General features: G+C 52.7%; 13 protein-coding genes. 8 read left to right on the forward strand and 5 right to left on the reverse strand.

The features are described from left to right. Positions 1-48: 48 nt before the first annotated feature. Positions 49-870: an alpha/beta hydrolase gene (locus ABD852_RS11455; protein ID WP_345028798.1), complete on the forward strand. Its 822-nt coding sequence runs from the start codon at positions 49-51 to the stop codon at positions 868-870. Here the strand turns inward: ABD852_RS11455 and ABD852_RS11460 are convergent, their stop codons facing one another. From ABD852_RS11460 to ABD852_RS11475, 4 genes are all read right to left on the reverse strand, one after another. Then, positions 871-3,279: an alpha/beta hydrolase family protein gene (locus tag ABD852_RS11460; protein WP_345028799.1), complete on the reverse strand. Its 2,409-nt coding sequence runs from the start codon at positions 3,277-3,279 to the stop codon at positions 871-873. It lies immediately after the preceding gene. Then, complete coding sequence (locus ABD852_RS11465) at positions 3,276-4,391, reverse strand: DUF4838 domain-containing protein (RefSeq protein WP_345028800.1); 1,116 nt, start codon at positions 4,389-4,391, stop codon at positions 3,276-3,278. The genes ABD852_RS11460 and ABD852_RS11465 overlap by 4 nt, the downstream gene beginning before the upstream one ends. A gap of 114 nt (positions 4,392-4,505) precedes the next feature. Beyond that, positions 4,506-5,621, reverse strand: coding sequence for a glycoside hydrolase family protein (locus tag ABD852_RS11470; RefSeq protein ID WP_345028801.1), 1,116 nt, complete (start codon positions 5,619-5,621; stop codon positions 4,506-4,508). Positions 5,622-5,868: 247 nt separating this feature from the next. After that, positions 5,869-6,492: a dioxygenase family protein gene (locus tag ABD852_RS11475; protein WP_345028802.1), complete on the reverse strand. Its 624-nt coding sequence runs from the start codon at positions 6,490-6,492 to the stop codon at positions 5,869-5,871. A gap of 198 nt (positions 6,493-6,690) precedes the next feature. Between ABD852_RS11475 and ABD852_RS11480 the strand changes: the two genes are divergently transcribed. The 7 genes from ABD852_RS11480 to ABD852_RS11510 all read left to right on the forward strand — a co-directional run bounded on the left by ABD852_RS11480 (position 6,691) and on the right by ABD852_RS11510 (position 18,170). Beyond that, entirely contained in the window at positions 6,691-7,224 is a 534-nt protein-coding gene (locus tag ABD852_RS11480; RefSeq protein WP_345028803.1) for an RNA polymerase sigma factor, read from the forward strand. A gap of 34 nt (positions 7,225-7,258) precedes the next feature. Continuing rightward, positions 7,259-8,425, forward strand: coding sequence for a FecR family protein (locus ABD852_RS11485; protein ID WP_345028804.1), 1,167 nt, complete (start codon positions 7,259-7,261; stop codon positions 8,423-8,425). 93 nt (positions 8,426-8,518) lie between these two features. After that, positions 8,519-11,836, forward strand: coding sequence for a SusC/RagA family TonB-linked outer membrane protein (locus ABD852_RS11490; RefSeq protein WP_345028806.1), 3,318 nt, complete (start codon positions 8,519-8,521; stop codon positions 11,834-11,836). A 48-nt stretch (positions 11,837-11,884) separates the two neighbouring features. After that, a complete protein-coding gene (locus tag ABD852_RS11495) occupies positions 11,885-13,453 on the forward strand; it encodes a SusD/RagB family nutrient-binding outer membrane lipoprotein (protein ID WP_345028807.1) in 1,569 nt (522 codons plus the stop codon). A 20-nt stretch (positions 13,454-13,473) separates the two neighbouring features. Then, positions 13,474-16,500, forward strand: coding sequence for a PVC-type heme-binding CxxCH protein (locus ABD852_RS11500; protein ID WP_345028808.1), 3,027 nt, complete (start codon positions 13,474-13,476; stop codon positions 16,498-16,500). Between the two features lie 63 nt (positions 16,501-16,563). Further along, on the forward strand, positions 16,564-17,937 hold the full coding sequence (locus tag ABD852_RS11505) for a neutral/alkaline non-lysosomal ceramidase N-terminal domain-containing protein (RefSeq protein WP_345028809.1): 1,374 nt from the start codon (positions 16,564-16,566) through the stop codon (positions 17,935-17,937). Between the two features lie 80 nt (positions 17,938-18,017). Next, the gene (locus tag ABD852_RS11510; protein WP_345028810.1) at positions 18,018-18,170 is read left to right on the forward strand and encodes a hypothetical protein; all 153 of its coding nucleotides are present in this window, start codon (positions 18,018-18,020) and stop codon (positions 18,168-18,170) included. 214 nt (positions 18,171-18,384) lie between these two features. Here ABD852_RS11510 and ligD read toward each other — a convergent pair whose 3' ends face one another. Further along, complete coding sequence (gene ligD, locus ABD852_RS11515; RefSeq protein WP_345028811.1) at positions 18,385-20,337, reverse strand: DNA ligase D; 1,953 nt, start codon at positions 20,335-20,337, stop codon at positions 18,385-18,387. Between the last annotated feature and the right edge of the window lies 1 nt (position 20,338).

Here is a 20,338-nt window from a genome sequence, read left to right on the forward strand (position 1 = left end):
TCCACATTTTCATATTAAATTTGGGGTGCAACCAACCGAAAGCAGCCGGTGAACGATTTTACCCAATCTCCTCTTTACACGACGATATCCGGTCAGCGACTCCACGTGCCGTCTAAAAACCTGCAAAGAACAGTGACTGTCAGCGTGATACACCCCGGCAGACATTACAACAGCGCGCCATCTTTCCCACTGCTGATTTTCCAGGACGGCCAGGATTTTGAAGCGCTTCGGCTTGCAGAAACAATAGAAGACCTGTTGCTTGAAAAGGCAATTTCACCGGCGATTATCGTCGGCATACATGCGAACGAAGACCGGATTTACGAATATGGAACGGCCCGCCGGCCGGACTATATGGGCCGCGGCAGCCGTGCAGCCAGGTATACGGCTTTCGTCCTGGAAGAGCTCCTGCCCTATCTGCAAACCAACTTCCGGACCAGCAAAACCCGCAGAACGATTGCCGGTTTCTCCCTGGGCGGCTTAATGGCACTTGATATCGCCTGGAACCACCCGGAGCAATTTGCGAAGGCGGGTGTTTTTTCCGGTTCTCTCTGGTGGCGCTCCAAAGCCTTCAGTCCGGATTATGACGACTCCGACCGGATCATGCATGAAACCATCCGGGAAACGGCCCGGAAGCCCGACCTGGAGCTCTGGTTCCAAACAGGCACCGCCGACGAGACCTCTGACCGGGACGGCGACGGGGTAATTGATTCGGTCAGTGACACGCTGGATTGTATCGCCGAGCTTGAACGCAAGGGTTTTCAATGGAACCGTGATGTGCGGTATCTGGAAGTCGAGAACGGGGAACACAACCCGGCTACCTGGCGTAAGGTCATGCCTGATTTCCTGAAGTGGGCCTTATCCGGCAAGTAATTACGGCCAATTCAAATGCTTGCGAAGAAAACGAAAGACACCGTCGTTTTTTGAAGCATGGCCACCGTTAAAGAATTCTATATCCGTTTTATCCTTCTGCCCGAACACGTCATACAGGTAGCGGACTTTCTCATATTCATACGCCACCCATTCGTCGGGCTGCACCAGGTCCTGTCTCCCGCGTTCCACCATAAAAGGCCGGGGAAATATCAGGTAGGCCATTTCGGCGTAGCTAAAGGTACTCCCCATGTTAAAATAGGGCATCTCCCATTCCATTGAGTTCATAAAACCGTAGCCGAACCTGGTATCCGCTACTTTTCTGCTCCAGTCTCCGAAGTCACCGGAACACACGGAGAGACTGTAGCCTTCCAGGATGGAAGGTATTCGCATCGCCATTTCCCCCCCATAACTTTTGCCGTAAAATGCAATTCTTTTGCCGTCTACCTGCGGGAGCGTATTCAGCCAGTTCAGGATTTGTTCATGCTGGGCTAAAGCATATGAAAACAAAGTTTTCCGGACGGTGTTCGCCTTTCTGCACAACCAGCGATACCTGTCTTCTCCCCTATACAATCCGTAAGGCACAAATACGATAAACCCCTGGTCAGCCAGAAGGCCGGCTATATTGTTATAGCTTGTGTTTCCGGCTATCACATCCCCCGGAACACCGTTCCGCCCATGCTGGGTGACCACTACCGGCCTTTTCTCATCTTCCTTCAGGTCTTTTGGGATCAAAATAACACCGGCTGCCGAAAAATCACCGAAAACGTTCAGCAAAACCTCATGACCGGTCCAGCGCGCCATGTCATACACTTTCCGGGACCTGGGTGCGGGATCGGTCAGTTTATCCGGAAATCTCCCGATAATATCATTAGCAAATATTTGCCTGAATGAATTGCCTTTTTCTGCGAACCCATCTGGCGAAAGGTACGGATGATATGTTTTGGTGCTCCAGGTTCGTTTTTTCAGATCAGGTACCGCCTGGTAGAGAAAGAATTCATTTCGCTGGTAGTCAGAGATCCTTAACAGGTTTTGCACATGTTCGTCAATTTCTTTTGCCTGGCGGAACTGTCTTTCGGCCGGGTCAAACGAGCTTCTTTTCTCCGCAGGCGCCCCGTCGTTCCCTGACTTCCACCTGGAGGCGCCGACCCAGCCTGCAAACCCGGAAACCGCTGCATCCGAACCGAACGCAACAGGGTTGCCTTTATCACCGGTAAACAGTTTCCTTTTTTGAAAACCCGACTTTACCAGGGTGTTCAGCCTTTGGTATTCCTGCTGTACTTCTGCCGGAACCGGCGTTTGGAGTTTTCCTTTGAACCCGGTATGGCGGTAAACCATAAGCGAGTCTGCCCGGGAACCGTCCCAGATTTCGGGAATGCTGCTGTACTCGATCGCCAGCGCGCGCGGGGCGACCATAGAAGCTATTTCCGCATCACCGAATTCCTCCAGGATCCCCCATACATTACGGTAAATAGGCTCCCGCCATATGTTTTGCCGCGATTGGAAGTACCCACTCACCAGGGTGGCATCGACGCGCGTATCAAGAGCGGCGGTATATAGGGCAATCAGTCCGCCTTCCAGGTAGCCCGCCACGCCCACTTTCACATCGTTCGAGTAGGCTTTTTCAAACCAGTCAATGGCCGCCATCACTTTCTGAACCTCATATCCGATCAGGTGTTTTCCCATATGAAATGCCTGTCGATAGAGCCATTCACGCCTTGACTGCTGTTTTGCCTGGCCCGGAAAAAGAAGTCCCCGGTCAATAAGTGTGGGTATCAGCACCTGTATCCCATTTTCAGCAAGCTTTCTCGCTATTTGAGAGGAAAGAGCTATTCCCGGCGCCAGGCCAATCATCTGCTCCGGTGTCTGATCAGCATCGGGCACAACCACCACATTAGCTACCGGTTTTCCCTTGGGACGAATCAGTAATCCTTCGCCCGAGACCCGCTCCAAAACCGGCCATCTCACCTGGTAGACCTCATATTTTTCAGTTTCAGCGACGAGCGCCGGCTCATTGGCGGTTGAAAAAATTTCCATACCTACTTGCGGGTACTTATCAGGCAATCCCTGGTTGTAGTTGACCGCTGGTCGGCTCCTGTCCTCTACGCCAAGGTAACGCCTCAGGCGCTCCCGGTTGGGCGCTATGGAGGCATTATAGGCGGCAGCGCCTGAAAAGTCCCGGTTCCAGAATTGCGCCCGCTTTGCCGGTGCCTCCGCAATTCTCCGTTCGATGTCGGCATGCGCTTCCTCCAGCAGCTTCGATGAAAGATCCCCCTCAAAGGTCAGCGGCGCGGTACCCGACAGGATACTTTCCGGGTTGAAAGGTCCCTGAAATGCCGCGACGGGTACAATGGCGACACATACAAAAAGTGCGGCAAGCGGGTTGAATAGACGAATGGCACAACGTATCATGGCCTGGAAGAAGTCGGGTTAGGGCGATGCTCAAAAGCTGCAAAGCCATCGCCGTATGCCTTGAGAAATGAAACATCAGGATATTTCCTTACATAGGCGCTATCCATGTAGACTGCAAAGCTGGAAAAATTCCTGATTCCCCGTTTCCCGTACGCGTCGAGGTCCTGCAAAAAAACATCCCGGTTCCAGGGTAGCTGAACGGCTGGCTTTTTCCAATGACTGAACAGTGAAACGTCCAGCCAGTATTCTAGTACCTGCGCCGTCTCTGCCGGGAAAACCTCCAGGTTGGCGTCAAGAAGCCGGAGGTAATCCCCGTGGCTGATTTGAGCGGGCTGCCGGGCAGCAGTATCACTGATAGATTTTTCCCAGGTCCGGTGGATGGGCGCAAATTCCAGGAAGACCCCCGCCGCCGGCTTTATCTTCCGCGGCGGATCGAGCGTGTTGATGTAAGCAAGGTGCGCCAGGGTAGCTTTGGGATCAACTTCTTTTCTAAGCGCCTCCACCATACGGTTCTCCAGGATAAGGGCCTGTTCACTGTCTGAAAACTTGCCGCAATCCGGGCATTTGCACATGGGCTGCCCGTCGTCGATCCAGTAAAAGTAGCGTCCTGAGGTGGAGCGCAGCACCTTTGCATAGTCCACCACATTCCGGCATACGATATCCAGGGCCTTTCCTGAGTGTACGCACAGGTTAAAATCCCCTACGCGAACGCCTTTTTCGTTCATCCGGAACATAGTTGAATCTTCTGAAAACAACTCCCGCGGGAGCAGATCGGCCATGGCATGAAGCTCATGCTCCACCCATATCCCATACTTTTCGCATTCACTCAGAAATGTCCGGCCCTTTTCTGACTGTATAAAACTTTTAACCTGGCTGGGGGTAACATGGGTGGCGATGGTATTAATGCCGGCCTCTTTGGCCCGCTTCGGCCAGTCAACCGTACTCAGGTCGTTCACGTCCAGGACAATGCCCCTGGTCATAATACCTTCTGAAGCCGGTTGCTTTTTATGGTAGCAGGCGCCCAACAAAACGAAAAAAAGGACCGGCCATATCCGGGCCACAGCCCCGCCTGGTTTTCTGAATTTATAAATTCCTGCCGGATTTGCGTTCATATGCGTCAAGGTTATCCCTGGAAAAGCAAAAACGAGTGGGAATTTACTAGGGGTGAGGTGTGAGGTGTAGGGCGTGAGGCAAAACCTCAAACCTCATACCTCACACCTCCCCCCTCACCTCTTCCTAAACGGCTCCTGCAGCTTCACCAGGGGCGTGCTGCCGTCCAGGTTCATACGCAGGGCGCCGATACGTTCTGCGCCACCGCGCCAGCCTTCGCGGGCGTTGAAAAACATCCACAAAGCGTCGTTCCACGGCACTACATCGAGTTGGTAGATGATGGCGGAGCGCCAGGGAACGGAGGGTTCGGGTTTCACAATCGGGTTGGCTTCCGCTTCTTTCCAAACCAGCCCGTCAGCGCTGGTCAGCATCCGGATTTCGGAGCGGGATTTTTGCTCTTTGTCAATATAAATGGGGTTGTAGAAAGCCACGTAACCGTCTTTGTAGCCGAAAGCTTTAAAACCTCCGCAGCCATAGTTCCGGAAAGGCAATTTCGGATCGGGCATCAAAACCGGTTCCTCCCGCTTGGTGAAAGGTCCCAGCGGATTATCCGATTCAGCACAGAAGATATATTTCGGCTCACCGTATCCCGCATCATTCAGGAAAACCATACCGGCGCTATAATACATCCGGTACCGTCCGTTCGGCAGGCGGATTACGCAGGGGTTGCGGGCCTCCACGCCGGATCCTTCCCGTTCCAGGGGAAGGTCGGGTTTGATAAGGTCAACCGGTTCGGACCAATTCACAAAATCGGTCGTTGTTCGGGCGCGGATGATGGTGCCGTACTTTTTCTTAAGTTCCTTGTCGCCCGTTGCCGCGGTGGTAGCCGCATAATACTGGATCCACCGATCACCGTCCGAAAAAATGTACTGGATACCCACCTCCCCTTCTTCCCGGAATACTTCCTTCCAGGCAAGCCCGTCTTTTGAGACAGACCGGAAAAACCAGGTATGCCAGCCCTTTTCATCGTGGGAAAACCCATGGTAAAACGCATGCCATTGATCATCGAATTCACCGGGCGTCAGGATTTGAGGATCACCTATTACGAGTTCCGGCAAGCCAAAACCCGCAGGATCAATAAGCGGGTTTTCAGGTACTTCTTTCCACTTTTCAGGCCCCCAGTCCGGAACCGTTGATTCTGCTTCTTTCACTTCTTCCCGCGCTTCCGGCCGGCTATTACACGCCGACAGGAAAGCGCAAATGACCAACGCCGCAACTGTTTTTAGTTTCATTTGGTAAGGGGGGTGAGGTGTAAGGGGTGAGGTATGAGGGCCTGGCAAACCGCCTGCCTTATACTTCAAGCCTATCTGTACTCGGTTATTAATTTATTTTGCTCACCTGATTACCCTTAAAGCGGCATTTCCGGCCATTGGGAAGATCGGAAATCGGAAATCGGAAGTCGGAAGTCGGAAGTCGGAAATCGGATACCTCCGGAGCAAACGGGCCGATTTCCGATCTCCGATTTCCGACCTCCACCTCCTAATACCCCGGAATATTACGCCCCAGGTACAGATTGCGTTCGCCTTTGTACATGTTCCCGACGTCTTTGAGACTGATAATGCCGCTTCCACCACGGTTTACCGACTTTTTCCGGTATTTGGGAGTTACCAACGGATCGTCGTCGAATACGTAGTCATCCAGGTAATATTCGGACACACCGGGTGCCTTCACTGTAATGTGGATATGGGCCGGTTCGGAACGATCAGGATACGGGGCCGGCCGAAGCGTCACGAACTTATACTCACCTTTTTCGTTGGTCCGCACCCAGGACCGTATCCGCCCGTGCCGCTTCTCCCAACCTTTTGCGCCAGGCCCCGGTGTGTAGAATCCGTCCTGGTCGGTGTGGTAAAGATAAATTACGACTCCTGGTGCGGGGGTTTTTCCGTCAGCTTCGTATACGATACCATTAATAGCCAGAGGCTTGCGGTTCTCCCAGGTAGCATCGGGCATGGTTACAAATGCTTTGAGCTCTTCGAACGGAACAGGACATTCGTGGATTGCTTCACAGCCTTCGCAAGGGCCTCCTACCTTCCGGGTTTGCGCAGTTACACCAATGCAGGCAAGGAGCTGCGCCAATAGAAGCAAAAGCAGTATTTTCTTCATCGTAAGCGAGTTATGAGAAAGATTTTTTTCCTACAATTTACCAAAAAAGCCATAGGGTCCGCACAAAACCGACGGGATTTGTTCGGGCATACATAGTAAAAACGACCGGCCCTTACCTTTCTCTCTACATCTGACCTTTTACCTCGATACGCCACTTCGTTTCATTCATCTAGGCGATTGCCATTTTCAGTTGGAAGAATGTATAAAAACCCGGACTCTGTTCTGCTGAAAGAACTCAAAAGCGGTGATGAAAAAGCTTTTGACGTCCTTTTCCTTAAATACTATAAACTACTGATTGCCAATGCTTACTTCCACCTGAAAGATGAACAGGAGGCAAAAGACATTGTACAGGAATTCTTATTTGAGCTGTGGGATAAAAAGCTGTACATGAAGCTGGAAGGCGATATCAAAGGCTACCTTTACCGCGCCGTTCAGAACCGCTGCATCAACTTCCACAGAAAGCAGGCGCTCGAACAACGGAGATTTGCATTCATTAGCCGGGAGACACCCGATAGCCAGGAGGAGGCAGAAAACACGGAACTCAGCCTGAGCCGGCTCCGGAATGCACTGGACGATCTCACGCCTCAGCGAAAAGAGGCCTTGCAACGCGTTTTTTTTGAAGAGAAAAAATACCAGGAGGCGGCTGATGAAATGGGGGTTAGCCTGAATACCCTCAAAACGCATCTCAAAATCGGCATAAGGAACCTGCGTGAAAAACTAAGCCCACGTTAGCCGGTTTCAGTCAAATCCATTTAGTTTGTTAGAAATGAACCAACCATACGACCATATCAGGCAGCTTTACCTGGAAAAACTTACAGGCACAATCAGCGATGACGACGCTTTGTACCTGCGGGTTTTACTGGAGGAAAACAGTGAAGCCCGCGACATCTGGAACGAACTTGAAAGAGAAAATGAAAACCTGGACGCGGATTCGGTACTGGCCCGGATTGATCCTGAAAATGCACTCAACAAATGGAAAAAAAGGCCTGGAAAGCGGGTACGCCGGCCCTATTTCCTGGCGCCGCCGCGCTGGATTGCCGCCGCAGCTTTCATCGTCGCGCTGAGCCTGGCTTATTACTACTGGCAACACAGCCTGCTTTTTCCAAATCCCGCATTCTCGACCTACGCTTATAAAACAGGCGAACCACTGCCTGCAAATTCGGTCGCCCTAACCACCGGCAACGGGAAAACCGTTCTCATCGATAAAAATCAGCCGGGTGAATTCACCATAGGCAATGTACGGATCAAAAATAGCGGGAAAGACCTGGTCTACCAGGGTGGGCCTGACAGCCCGGAACAACTCAATACGCTTTTTGTTCCCGTGAAAGAAAATTATGCCGTCGTTCTTTCCGACGGCAGCCGTGTCTTCCTCAATTCGGATTCTGAACTCCGGTTCCCTTTTTATTTCAACGGCGACAAACGGGAAGTTCTTCTGAAAGGCGAGGCTTACTTCGAAGTGGAGCAGGATACCGGCAAACCGTTTATCGTCCGGACCGAACTCCAGGATATTCGCGTCACCGGCACCCGCTTCAACGTCAATACCTACGACAAGGGCCGTGTACGCACTTCTCTTGTGGAAGGCAGCGTCTCGGTGACCGCGAATGCTTTCGGGCCTGTGCTGTTAACCCCGGGAATGGAAGCTGCTTACGAGGATACCAATGGCTTTTCGACCAGGCCTTTTGAAGCCGGGGAAGTGCTTTCATGGAGAGACGGGGTGCACTATTTCAACCAGGCCCGACTGGACGAGCTAAGCGGTGTCATCTCCAGGTGGTTCGGCGTAAAGGTTGCTTTCAAACCCGGGAATTTAGAACAATACCGCGTTTCCGGCCTGTTGGAAAAAGGGCATCTCAACGAGTTTCTTGAAGATCTCCGGGCAACTTCCAACATCACCTACGACCTGAACGATCAACTGCTCACGCTCAGCCGCAAATAAAACCGGGAAAAAAATTTCCTGAAGCATTCACCCTTTTGGCGATGCAGGTTGTAGTTGTACCAAAAAAGGTATGACACTAAACTTTAACCGCCCATGAATTATTACTACACCGCGCGCCGTGTCCGGCTTCCGGGCATTTTCCTGCTTGGTTGGCTCCTCTTATGCGGATTTAACTCGATTGCGCTCCAGGAGCAACGAAAAGTGAGCCTGTCGGCGAAAGACATCAGCATCCAGAAAGTATTCCAGGCTATCAAGAAAAAAACCGGCCTCACCGTTTTCTACAGCAACGAACTTTTGGATGACAAAGAAAAAATCACGGTCGATTTCAAGGACGAAGACCTGGGCCAGGTGCTTCACCAGATCCTGAAAGGGAAAAACATCTCCTACGAAATCCGTCGCGATAAAGTGATTGTACTCTCGCCCTCGAAAGAAAGCAACTCGTCGGCTGCCATGTCGCGACCGGAGAAATACACCGAGGCGGCGGCCGGCATTCCCGTGAAAGGAAAGCTGACCGATGAAAAAGGCGAAGGATTACCCGGTGTCAGCATTCTTGTCAAGGGCACCCAGCAGGGGTTGATCTCCGACGGCGACGGCAATTTTTCAATCGAAGTTCCCGATGAACAATCCGTGCTTGTCTTTTCGTTCGTCGGTTATATCACGCAGGAAATCCAGGTAGGGAACAGGACAGCATTTGAAATTACCCTGCACCCCGACACCAAAGCGCTGGAAGAAGTGGTCGTTACCGCACTTGGCATTACGCGGGAAACCAAAAGCCTGACCTATAGTACACAAAAGATAAAGGGCAACGAGCTTTCGGAAGTAAAGGACCTCAACTATGTCAATACCCTGGCCGGGAAGGTGGCCGGTGCGATTATTACCCGCGGTACCATGGGCCCCGGCAGCCCGTCTCGCGTGCTGATCCGCGGCAATAAATCCTTTACAGGAAGCAGTTCACCCCTTTATGTGATCGACGGCGTGCCGGCTTCAATAGAGTTCAACCCCGACGACGTCGAGAGTATCCAGGTATTGCCGGGCGCTTCCGCAGCAGCGCTTTACGGCAGCCAGGCTGCCAACGGCGTAGTCCTCATTACCACAAAAAAAGGGCAGAAAGGTAGCTCTAAGATAGATTTCTCGTCTGCTTTCACCTTTGAAAAGGCAATTGACCTGCCACGGCTTCAAACTACCTACGGGCGTACCGACCCCCAATATAACGACAGTTGGGGAGAGAAAGTCACCAACGGCAGCGACCGGCATATCCGCGAATTTTTCAAAACCGGAACCAGTAAAATCAATTCGATCTCTTTTAGCAGCGGCAACGAAACCACCCAGACTTACCTGTCCTATTCCAACTCGTCTGCCAGCGGGATTCTCCCGGAAAACAAATTTTCACAGCATAATTTTACGCTCAAGGTTTCTTCGCAATACCTCAACAACCGGCTGTCCGTCGACGGTTCGGTCAACTATGTGAAGCGGAAAATCTTTAATCAGAATGCCATCGGAGGATACAGCTCCCTCACCGGCGTATATTCCTTCCCGATCGACGACGACTGGTCCAGGTACAGCGGGAACAACTTCGAAGTCTGGGACCCCGTGCGGCAGGTGAATGTGCAGAACTGGCCTTACATCCGCAACGAAACCTTTCCCAGCCAAAACCCGTACTGGGTGCAGCGCAGGAACCAGACCGATGATTTCAGCAACAAAACAATTGCATCTTTCCTGGCCCGCTACAAAATCGCCGACGGGATAAGCCTGCAGGCGCGCGCCACTTATGACTATGGAACAGGGCATTGGGAAAAAAGAAACTATGCGTCTACCCAGGGGACTATTGAAGGACCGAACGGCGGGTACGGCATTAGCGACTCGCGCTCTACCGGGCTATTTACCGACCTGCTTCTGCTGGCTGACAAATCCATCAATGAAAACTTTACCATTGCCGGAACCATCGGTGTAAGTAACCGGGAGGGTACCAGCGCCGGGGTAGGATTATCAAGCACGGTACCCACTTCATTGTCCTTTCCCAATTTTTTCTCCGTATACGCCCTGAACGGGTTGTACAATAAGTCGGAGTACCTGCAGAAAACCGTCTCCAGGGCTGTTTTTGGAAATGCGACTCTGGGTTACAGGGAAAGATTGTTTCTTGACGTAACAGCACGTAATGAATGGACTTCTACCGTATCCATTCCGTTTTTTTACCCTTCGGCGGGGCTCAGTTATATCCTGACCGAATCGGGTTACGGTCCCCTGTCCTACGCCAAAATCCGGGGATCCTATTCGGAAGTAGGTAACAGCCTGCCTTTCGGGATTGACAACCTCCGGCCGCCTTACGCCCTCGACAACGCCGGCAACATCGTCGGCAGGGGGACTCTCCCCTATTTCAACGGCGCCGATACCATCCAGCTGAAACCCGAGCGAACCCGGTCTTTCGAATTTGGTACCGACCTGAGGTTCTTCAATAACAAACTCAATGTGAGCCTGACTTACTACAATGCCAGGACCTTCGACCAGGTATTCCAGATACAGGCGCCGGCCGGGGCCGGAGCAGCTAATTTCTGGATAAACGGCGGGGTAATCGACAACAGGGGCATTGAAGGTTTGGTCACCTACAGCACGTCGATCGGGAAAGTAAAATGGACGCCTTCGCTGACATTCTCCCATAATAAAAACCGGATCCTCGAATTGAGCGACCAGCTTGATTCCGACTTTTTCTCTCTGAGCTTTCACAGTCATGGCGGCCAGGTGGGCGTGCGCCTGATGCGCCCCAAGGACGGCAAGTACGGACAATTCGGCGATATGTACGGGAGAACCTACCTGCGAGATGAATCAGGAGCATACAAGCTCAACAACGAAGGAATGCCCCAGATTTCACCCAATCCGGACTTTTATCTCGGCAATGCCAATCCGTGGCTCATCGCCGGACTGAACAACGCATTCGCCTACAAAGATCTGCACCTTTCTCTCCTGGTAGACAGTCGCTGGGGTGGGGCGATTTTCAACCGTACTGAAATGTGGCTTGATTATAAAGGCCTTTCGGAAAGAACCGGAGAGGCGCGCGACAAAGGCGGAGTAGAAGTGAACGGGAAAATGGTAGATGCCAAAAGCTACTATCTGAACCAAACCGGGGCCGGGCAGACACCGGCTGCTTCGGAATACTTCTTCAGCGCTACCAATGTCAGGCTCAGGGAACTTTCGGTTGGGTACAACCTGCTAAAAAACAGCAAGGTATTCAGCAACCTGACGCTGTCATTCATTGCCAGGAACCTGCTGTTCCTTTACAAAAAAGCACCGTTTGACCCTGAGATAGGGGTGGGCAGCTCACCCGGGAACGAGGGGCACGCCAACTTTGTGCTGCCTTCCACCCGGTCGTTCGGATTCAGCCTGAGAACCACACTGGCTGACAAAAACCGGCGATAGCAGCCCGACCGGCCCAATCTGAAAGCTAAACGCCCAAGCCTAACCAACATGAAAAAGAAAATAAACCTATTTATCGCGACCGCAATCTGCCTGTTGATAAACGCCTGCACCGACGATCTGAAAGATCTCAATGCAGATAAAAAACTCATTACAGACGAGCTCCTTATGATTGACGCCAACGAAGGCGGCTTCCAGCTCCCGGGTATGCAGCTCGGCATTATCGACGTAATGGAAACCTGGCGTTATGAAATGCAGCTTAACCTCAACGCCGACAGCTATGCCGGTTACATGAACCTCCCTACGCCCTACGCCGACAACCGCAACAACCATACGTATGCAATGATCGACAGTTGGAACAACCAGATCTGGCTCGTTCCTTCCACCAAGGTGATGGATCAATGGGTGTCCATGAAAAAAAGGGAGTTCGACAAGAAATACCCCGACCTGTTTGCAATGGCCACGCTCTTTAAGGTTTTTGCGGCTCACCGCCTGGCCGACACTTTCGGCCCCATCCCTTATTCTACTTACGGAGTTTCCAGTAATGTCACCTTTGACTCGGTCGAATCGGCCTATGACCTTTTCTTTACAGAATTGAAAGAAGTGGTTGAAAGACTGAAGGAAGCCGAGACCGCGAATCCGAATGCCGATAAGATCAGGTACGCAAAATTTGACCGTTCCCGCTATGGCGGGGACTATGCTGCCTGGGTAAAAGTGGCCAACACACTGCGCCTGAGACTGGCCATGCGGATCTCGAAGGTAAACCCGTCGAAAGCCAGGCAGGAAGCGGAAGCCGCCGTACAATCGGGAGTGCTGGATGCGGCAGACAAGTCGTTCGAAATGAGCACAGGGACGGTTCACCCCCTCGAAACCATCACGGAGGCGTGGCAGGAAACGCGGTTCGGCGCATCGCTGGAATCATATATGGCCGGTTTTGAAGACCCCCGCCTGCCCAAGCTGGCAAAGCCGGCCACGCACGATGCTTTCAAAGGGAAATTCAAAGGCGTCAGATCCGGCGCTTCTTTCGAGAAAGGCAATTTTTTCCAATATTCACAGGTTAATTTCAATGGCAACCCCTATGTCAAAGTCATGGATGTCGCCGAGAGTTTCTTCCTCCGGGCCGAAGGCGCCCTTCTCGGCTGGAACATGGGCGGAAATGCCAAAGACTTCTATGAAAAGGGTGTACAGGCCTCTTTTACCGCCTATGGTACTGGAAATGCAGACGCTTACCTCAGCAACAATACCCGGCTACCCCTGGATTATGTAGATCCTGTAAACCCGAAAAATAATGCAAAAGCGCTTTCTTCCATCACCGTGAAATGGGATGCCGCGGCGACGACCGAAAAAAACCTGGAGCGGATTATCACCCAAAAATGGATCGCCCTCTTCCCCGAAGGCCAGGAGGCCTGGTCGGAATTCCGCCGTACCGGGTATCCCAGACTTTGGCCGGTCGTACAGAACTTCAGCAATGGAGACATTCCGGAAGGCGGATTCATCAGGCGTATTCCGTACCCCACGTCCATTACCAACTCCAGCCAGGATGCCGTCGCAGAAGCGGTGAACAAATACCTCAACGGAAAAGACAGCATGTATACACCCCTCTGGTGGGATGTTGATTAAGTTTAATGAATAACCTGACTATGTCACAACGAACCCTTAACCCTGTTACCGCTGCCGGTTGTCTCACCGCACTGCTCCTGCTCGCATCGTGCCGCGACCAACCGGCAGCTCCCTTCAACCGGGAAGAGGCCCTCCGTTCTTTTGAACTAATGGAGGGCTTCCAGATAGAAGTAGTGGCCCACGAGCCCCTCATCGCCGACCCGGTGGCGATGGAAATCGATGAGTCCGGAAGAATGTACGTGATAGAGATGCATGGCTATCCGCTCGACAAGAGCGGCTCCGGGAGCGTGAAACTGCTGAGCGACGAGGACGGCGACGGGGTGATGGACAAATCAGTGGTCTTTACCGATAAGCTGGTACTTCCCAATGGCGTAATGCGCTGGAAAAAAGGGATCCTCGTAACCGATGCGCCGCACGTGTTCTATTTTGAAGATACCGACGGCGACGGTCGTGCCGACGTAAAGGATACGCTTTTGACCGGGTTTGCTCTTTCTAACCCGCAGCACAAAGTAAGTACGCCTAAATACGGGCTGGACAACTGGATTTATGTAGCCAACGAACCGGCCACGGCATCCAAGCTCTATATGGATGAATTCGGCGATACCGGGACGGAAATACGGTTTCCCGGTGCGGCCGGAAGCGCCGTCCTGCCCCCTAATGCAAACGGTCGGAGCGTACGTTTCAGGCCGGACCGGCACCAGCTGGAAATGCTCTCCAGCGCCACCCAGTACAGCAACGCACAGGATGTCTGGGGCCGGCAATTCTTCGGCAATAACACCAATCATCTCTACCATGAGGTAATACAGGCGCGGTACCTGGCCCGGAACCCGCATCTGGCGGTCGCCAACGCCACGCACACATTGTCGGGGTATGGAATGCCTGCGGATGTCTACCCCATTACCGAAAATGCGGAGCACCAGATTTTTACCGATGTCGGCGTTTTTACTTCCGCCTGCGGAATCAACTTGTATGGCGGCGGCCTGTTTCCGGAACAGTTTGACCACGTGGCTTTTGTTGCCGAACCTGTCAGCAACCTCGTCCATGCCGCCACGCTCAAAGGCGACGGAGCGAGCTTTAAAGCCGGGCGGCTCCTGGAGAAAAAAGAATTTCTCGCCAGCAGAGACGCCTGGTTCCGGCCGGTCAACCATTATATCGGGCCTGACGGTGCGCTCTATGTGGTGGACTACCACCGGCGTTATATCGAGCACCCGGAGTGGATGGCAGATGACATCGTGAAATCAGGCGCGCTGTATGACGGCAAAGACAAAGGACGCATTTACCGGATAACCCCCGTCGGAACACCCGGTCCGGAATGGACAAAGGGACTTCAATTGGAAAAATCCGGCAATGAAGAGTTGGTCAGGTATTTGAGCCATAAAAACGTCTGGTACAGAAAAAATGCGCAGCGGTTGCTGGTAGATCGGCAGGAGCGTTCAGTGGTTGATCAACTCGCTGCCCTGGCGACCGAAAACAGTCAGCCGCTGGGACAATTACACGCCGCCTGGACACTCGAAGGGCTCAATGCGCTTACCCCCGCTACAGTAGCCGCACTGCTGGATAGCCGGGTTCCGGAACTCCGGGAAAACGGTATTGTCTTGTCGGAACTTCTGGGAGGGGAGCATGCTGAAATCACCAAGGCGCTCCTGGCCCTGCGGGAAGACCCCGATCCCCGTGTCCGGTTCCAGCTTTTGTGCACACTCGGCGCCCTGGATACCCCTGAAGCACGAGAAGCCCGTATGAAGCTGCTATTCGGGGACATTCGCGATTCCTGGATGCAAATCGCAGCCCTTTCAGCCAAAGCACCTGATTATGAATCTCTTCTAAAAGAAGCCATCCGCCGCTATTCGTCTACCGATGACGCCTGCCACCGTCTCATTGAAAGACTTACTTCGATGCCGGGTGAAACAGGCAGCCACGATCAGATCAGGTCGCTGATCGCAGAAGCGATCGGAGCCCGCGACCGGCATGCCGGGGGATGGCAATCGGCTATCCTGACGGGATTGGCCCGCAACAAGGCCACTGATTTCAGGCATGAAGACTATAATTCTACGCGGGACATCCTGGTAAAAGCCGCCTCCGGCCACCCCTACCCGGCCGTGCAGGAAGCCAGCCTTAACCTGCTCAGGATAACCGGGCTGCCCAAAGGCGGGCCTACCGAAAAAGTGCTTGCCGCCAGCAAGGGAATACTGGAAAACCCCTCGGCTAAAACAGAGGACAGGCTGCATGCGCTCGCCTTCCTTTCGATCAACCCGGATCAGGCACTGCGGCCGGTGTTTTACCGGCTCCTGACGCCGAAAGAACCGGTTGGGCTTCAAAAGGCGGCGCTCAAAGTGTTAGGTGAAATGAGCGGCACTGAAATAGCTGACTATCTTACCGACAATTGGCAGCAGCTTTCTCCTCAACTCCGCGACGCTGCCATCGGCCTGTTCCTGGCCGGCGAAGAACGTACGCGGATATTGATAAAAGCACTCGAAAATAATGTAATCGACCCTTCTTCGCTCGACTTTTACCGCCAGATTTACCTGATGACGCTTGCAAACGATACGCTGAGAAAAAAGGCCAGGGTTATCTTCAAAGACGAGTCCAAAACAGAGGAGCGTAAAAAAGCCATCGCAAGCTACAGCGGCGCGCTAAGCGGGAAAGGCAATGCAGAGAACGGACAGCAGGTCTTTGCCAGGAACTGCTCCGTCTGTCACCAGATCGGAGGAAACTACGGAACGGCTTTCGGACCCGACCTCGGGACGATCCGGAACAGGCGGCCCGAATCACTGTTGACAGACATCCTGGACCCGTCACTGTCTATAGCCGACGGTTTTGACCTTTGGGAGCTCAAGCTGACAAACGGCGAAAGCAGGCAGGGGATTATCAGTACCGAAACCCCTACTACCATCGCCCTGAGTATCTATGGCAGCGCACCGGAGATAATCAGCAGACAGGACATTGAATCGATGCGGGCGCTTGGGGTAACCATTATGCCGGCGGGCCTGGAAACTGCTATCCCGGTACAGGAGATGGCCGATTTGCTGGCCTTCCTGAAGCAACCATAACCATTTTCACAAAGATCAATTGCCTCCGTGGCGACACCTGGTCAATCGTAAACCATCATTGGAATGAAAAATCACAAAAAGCTTATCATCTTTCTCTTTCTCCTGGCTGGTAGCCTGGATAGGTTACCGGCCATGAAAAAGCCGAAACTTATCGAAGTCGGCGTGGCCAAAATAGAAATCACGCCCGTCAGGCCGATCCGGCTTACCGGTTATTCCGACCGCGATTTTCCTTTTTCGGGCGTGCACCACAAACTATGGGGGAAAGCCCTTGCTTTCGGAAATTCAAAGGACGGGTATTCTCTCCTGATCACGTTAGACCTGCTGGGTATCCCGGGCAGGATTACCGAGCATGTACGCAAGGAACTGGCGCGGGAGATGAATGTCCGGCCGGAGAACATCACCATTTGCGCGTCCCATACGCACAGTGGGCCGCAGATCGGGAGCATCGTCTCTCATTTTCACAAACCCTTATCGCCGGATGAACTTGCAGAAGTGGCTCTCTATTCGCAAGGGCTGGTACCCAAGCTGAAGGAAGTTTCGCTGCAGGCTATCAGGACAATAGCACCTGCCCGCGTCTCCTGGGGGCAGGGCGAGGTAGGGTTTGCCGTTAACAGGCGGGAGCATATCAAGCCCAACGGCCCCGTTGACCATGCTATGCCGCTTCTGAAAATTACCGACCCTGACGGTAAGATACGCGCCGTACTGGTCAGCTATGCCTGTCATGCGGTTACGCTCGGTCCGCTCAATAATGTCGTACACGGCGACTGGGTCGGAGAAGCACAGCTTCAGATCGAGCAGAGCCTGCCTGATGGGGCCATAGCGATGGTGTCGGTAGGGTGCGGCGCCGACCAGAATTCCAACCCCAGGATGAACACCAAAAATCCGGAAATGGACCTGGAAAATGCCAGGATACAGGGCAAAAGTATTGCCGGTGAAGTAAGCAGGTTGATCGCATCGTCAGAGCTGAAATCGCTAACCGAGGCTCCGAAAGGTGTTTTGTCTAACGTCGACCTGGAGTTTGCCGGTATGCCGGACCCGATGAAACTGGCCGAAGACGCGCGCGGAAGCGGACGGACCAGCAACTATTCCAACCTGATGCTGGGTAAAATGGCCCGAAGCGAAATGCCTGAAAAAATTTCATATCCCATACAGGTCTGGAACTTCGGGAAGGACCTGGCGATGATTTTCCTGGCAGGAGAAGTGGTGGTTGACTATTCGTTACGACTGAAAAAGCAAATCGGGAAAGACAGGGTCTGGATCAACGCCTACGCCAATGACATGCCCTGTTACATTCCCTCGCTTAGGGTATTGAAGGAAGGCGGCTACGAAGCCGAAACGGCAATGATCGGTTATGAAAAACCATCCAAATTCAAAGAGGATGTAGAAGAAAAAATTATCAATGAAGTAAACCGGCTGTTGCCACAGGCTTTCAGGTAAGTGTAGGCCGCGAATTCACGAATAGATTTGTATTCGTGAATTCTGTACAACAAACTTATAGATGGCTGATAATTGAACGCATGGCTTCTATTGAATGGGTATCCAAAGATAAGCCTTCGACAGGCTCAGGCGCCATCCGGAGGCTGCCATCCGGATGGCGCCTGAGCTCGTCGAAGGCTACCTGCCGGATGGCGCCTGAGCTCGTCGAAGGCTACCTGCCGGATGGCGCCTGAGCTCGTCGAAGGCTGCCTACCGGAGGCTGCCATCCGGATGGCGGGTGAGCCCGTCGAACCCCTTTAACACAATCTGCAGCATGTCTGATCCTCAACCAGGTCAAAACCTAGAGATTGTTTATTTAAATCAAAGCCAGCCAGCGCCGCTTCTCTCGAATTCGCGGCTCTGTTATCAGGGCCGGCCGCAAAAAACTTCTTTCCCGGAATGACCGGGTTAACTGATTTGCCTGAGAATCTTTTTCAGATCAATTCCTTTTCCCAATACCGGCTTAAAAAGGTCACCTTCCGATCTGACACGTTCTTCCGCATTTGAAATCGTAAAATCGGTCATTTTAAGGCCGGGCTTTACTTCCTCCCAATACAAAGGCATCGAAACAGTCGCGCCGGGTTTCGGCCGCAGGGAATAAGGGGCCGCCAGCGTCGCAGCGGGACGATTTTGGAGAAAGTCAATGTATATCTTGCCGGTCCGTTTATCGGTCATCCGCTCTACGCTTGTAAATGTAAACTGCTTGTCTACCTCCGTAGCCACCCACCGGGCAAACAGTTGCGACTGATCGTAAGTATACCGGGCGCCCAGCGGAACGTAGATGTGTATTCCGGTCGAACCGGAGGTTTTACAGCGCGAAGGAATTTTTATATCCGTAAGAAAATCATTGATAGCCGCGGCCACCTCGATAACCTGGTCAAAGCTATTGCCTTCGTCCGGGTCCAGGTCAAATATGCACCAGGTCGGATAATCCGGCTTTTGAATGGTACTGCTCCAGGGATTCATTTCTATCGCGCCGAGGTTGGCCATCAAAAGCAGGGCTGCTTCGTTATTACAAAGCATATAATGTTTTTGCTTCCTGTCCTCGGGTGTCTTGTAGGGAAATTTCTCTACCCAGTCCGGTACTTTCCCGGTAACGTCCTTTTGATAGAAACTTCCCCCTTTGATCCCATTGGGATACCGGTTAAGCGATTGAGGCCTGTTCTTCAGGTAGGGCAGTATGTACCGCGCCACCGTGGAATAGTACATGAGCATATCGCCCTTGGTATAACCGTCATCAGGCCATAACACCTTTTTAAGGTTGGAAAACTCCAGCCGGATGCCGTTTACGACCTTAGTTTCAGGGAAGGTCGCCGGTTTGGATTCTTTGGCAGCGCGTCCGGTGGGCCGGGGTGCTGTACTTAAGACTTCTTCTGCCTTGCGTGCTTTTTCTTTCATGACTTGTTCTGCATTTTTGTCCTCTCTCAACGCAATAAAAACCGGGTGCCTGAAGAGTCCTTCAGTAGTTATCTCCGAATAAGAGATTTCGCATACGAGCTCCGGTTCCAGCCACACGGTTTGTGATTTTGCCGGAACCGCGTAATACGGAACATTGCTGCGGCTACCTACCGGCCCGGTAAATGGACTTGTTTTCCGCTCGTAAGCAGAAAAAAGCCGGAGCATTTTTTGCTGCTCCTTTTCATCAAACCCGGTACCTACTTTTCCGGCATATCGCAACTTGTTGTTCTCGTAGACACCCAAAAGCAGCGAACTGAACGGGCGCGAAGTACCATCCAGCAAAAAATACCCGCCTATTACAACCTCTTGCCGCTGCTTTGATTTCATTTTAAGCCAGTCGGCAGAACGCTGCCCGGCCACATACCGGCTGTCGGAGCGCTTGGCGACAATCCCTTCCAGACCCAGCCTGACCGCAGCATCAAAAAAGGCAAGCCCGTCGGATTCGGCGCTATGGCCGACCCTGACTACGGGGTCGTCCGCCGGCACCAAAGCCGCTAAAACTTTGCGGCGCCAGGTAAGCGGCAGAGCTGTCAAATCCCTGCCGTCGTGCCAGAGCACATCAAAAACATAGTAGAAAAGCCGCCCATCCGCCTCCGACTTCCAGTTTTGCAACAAGGCAAACCCGGGGATGCCTTTTTCATTTATTGTGACAATTTCGCCGTCGAAAACGGCATTTATTCCCCAATTTTTCAGAGCGTACGTAACCGGGTAAAACCTTTCATCAAACGATTTACCATTGCGGGACTGTAAAGCGACTTCCGTGCCGCTGCAATGCGCTATGGCCCGGTACCCGTCCCATTTGACTTCAAAAACCCACCCGGGCCTGTCGAACGGGGCATCCACCAAAGTTGCCAGCATGGGCGATACGAAAGCGGGCATCGGTGCCTTCGCCGCTTTTTGCATG

The organism is Ravibacter arvi, from assembly GCF_039540405.1.
Taxonomy (GTDB): Bacteria; Bacteroidota; Bacteroidia; order Cytophagales; family Spirosomataceae; genus Ravibacter; species Ravibacter arvi.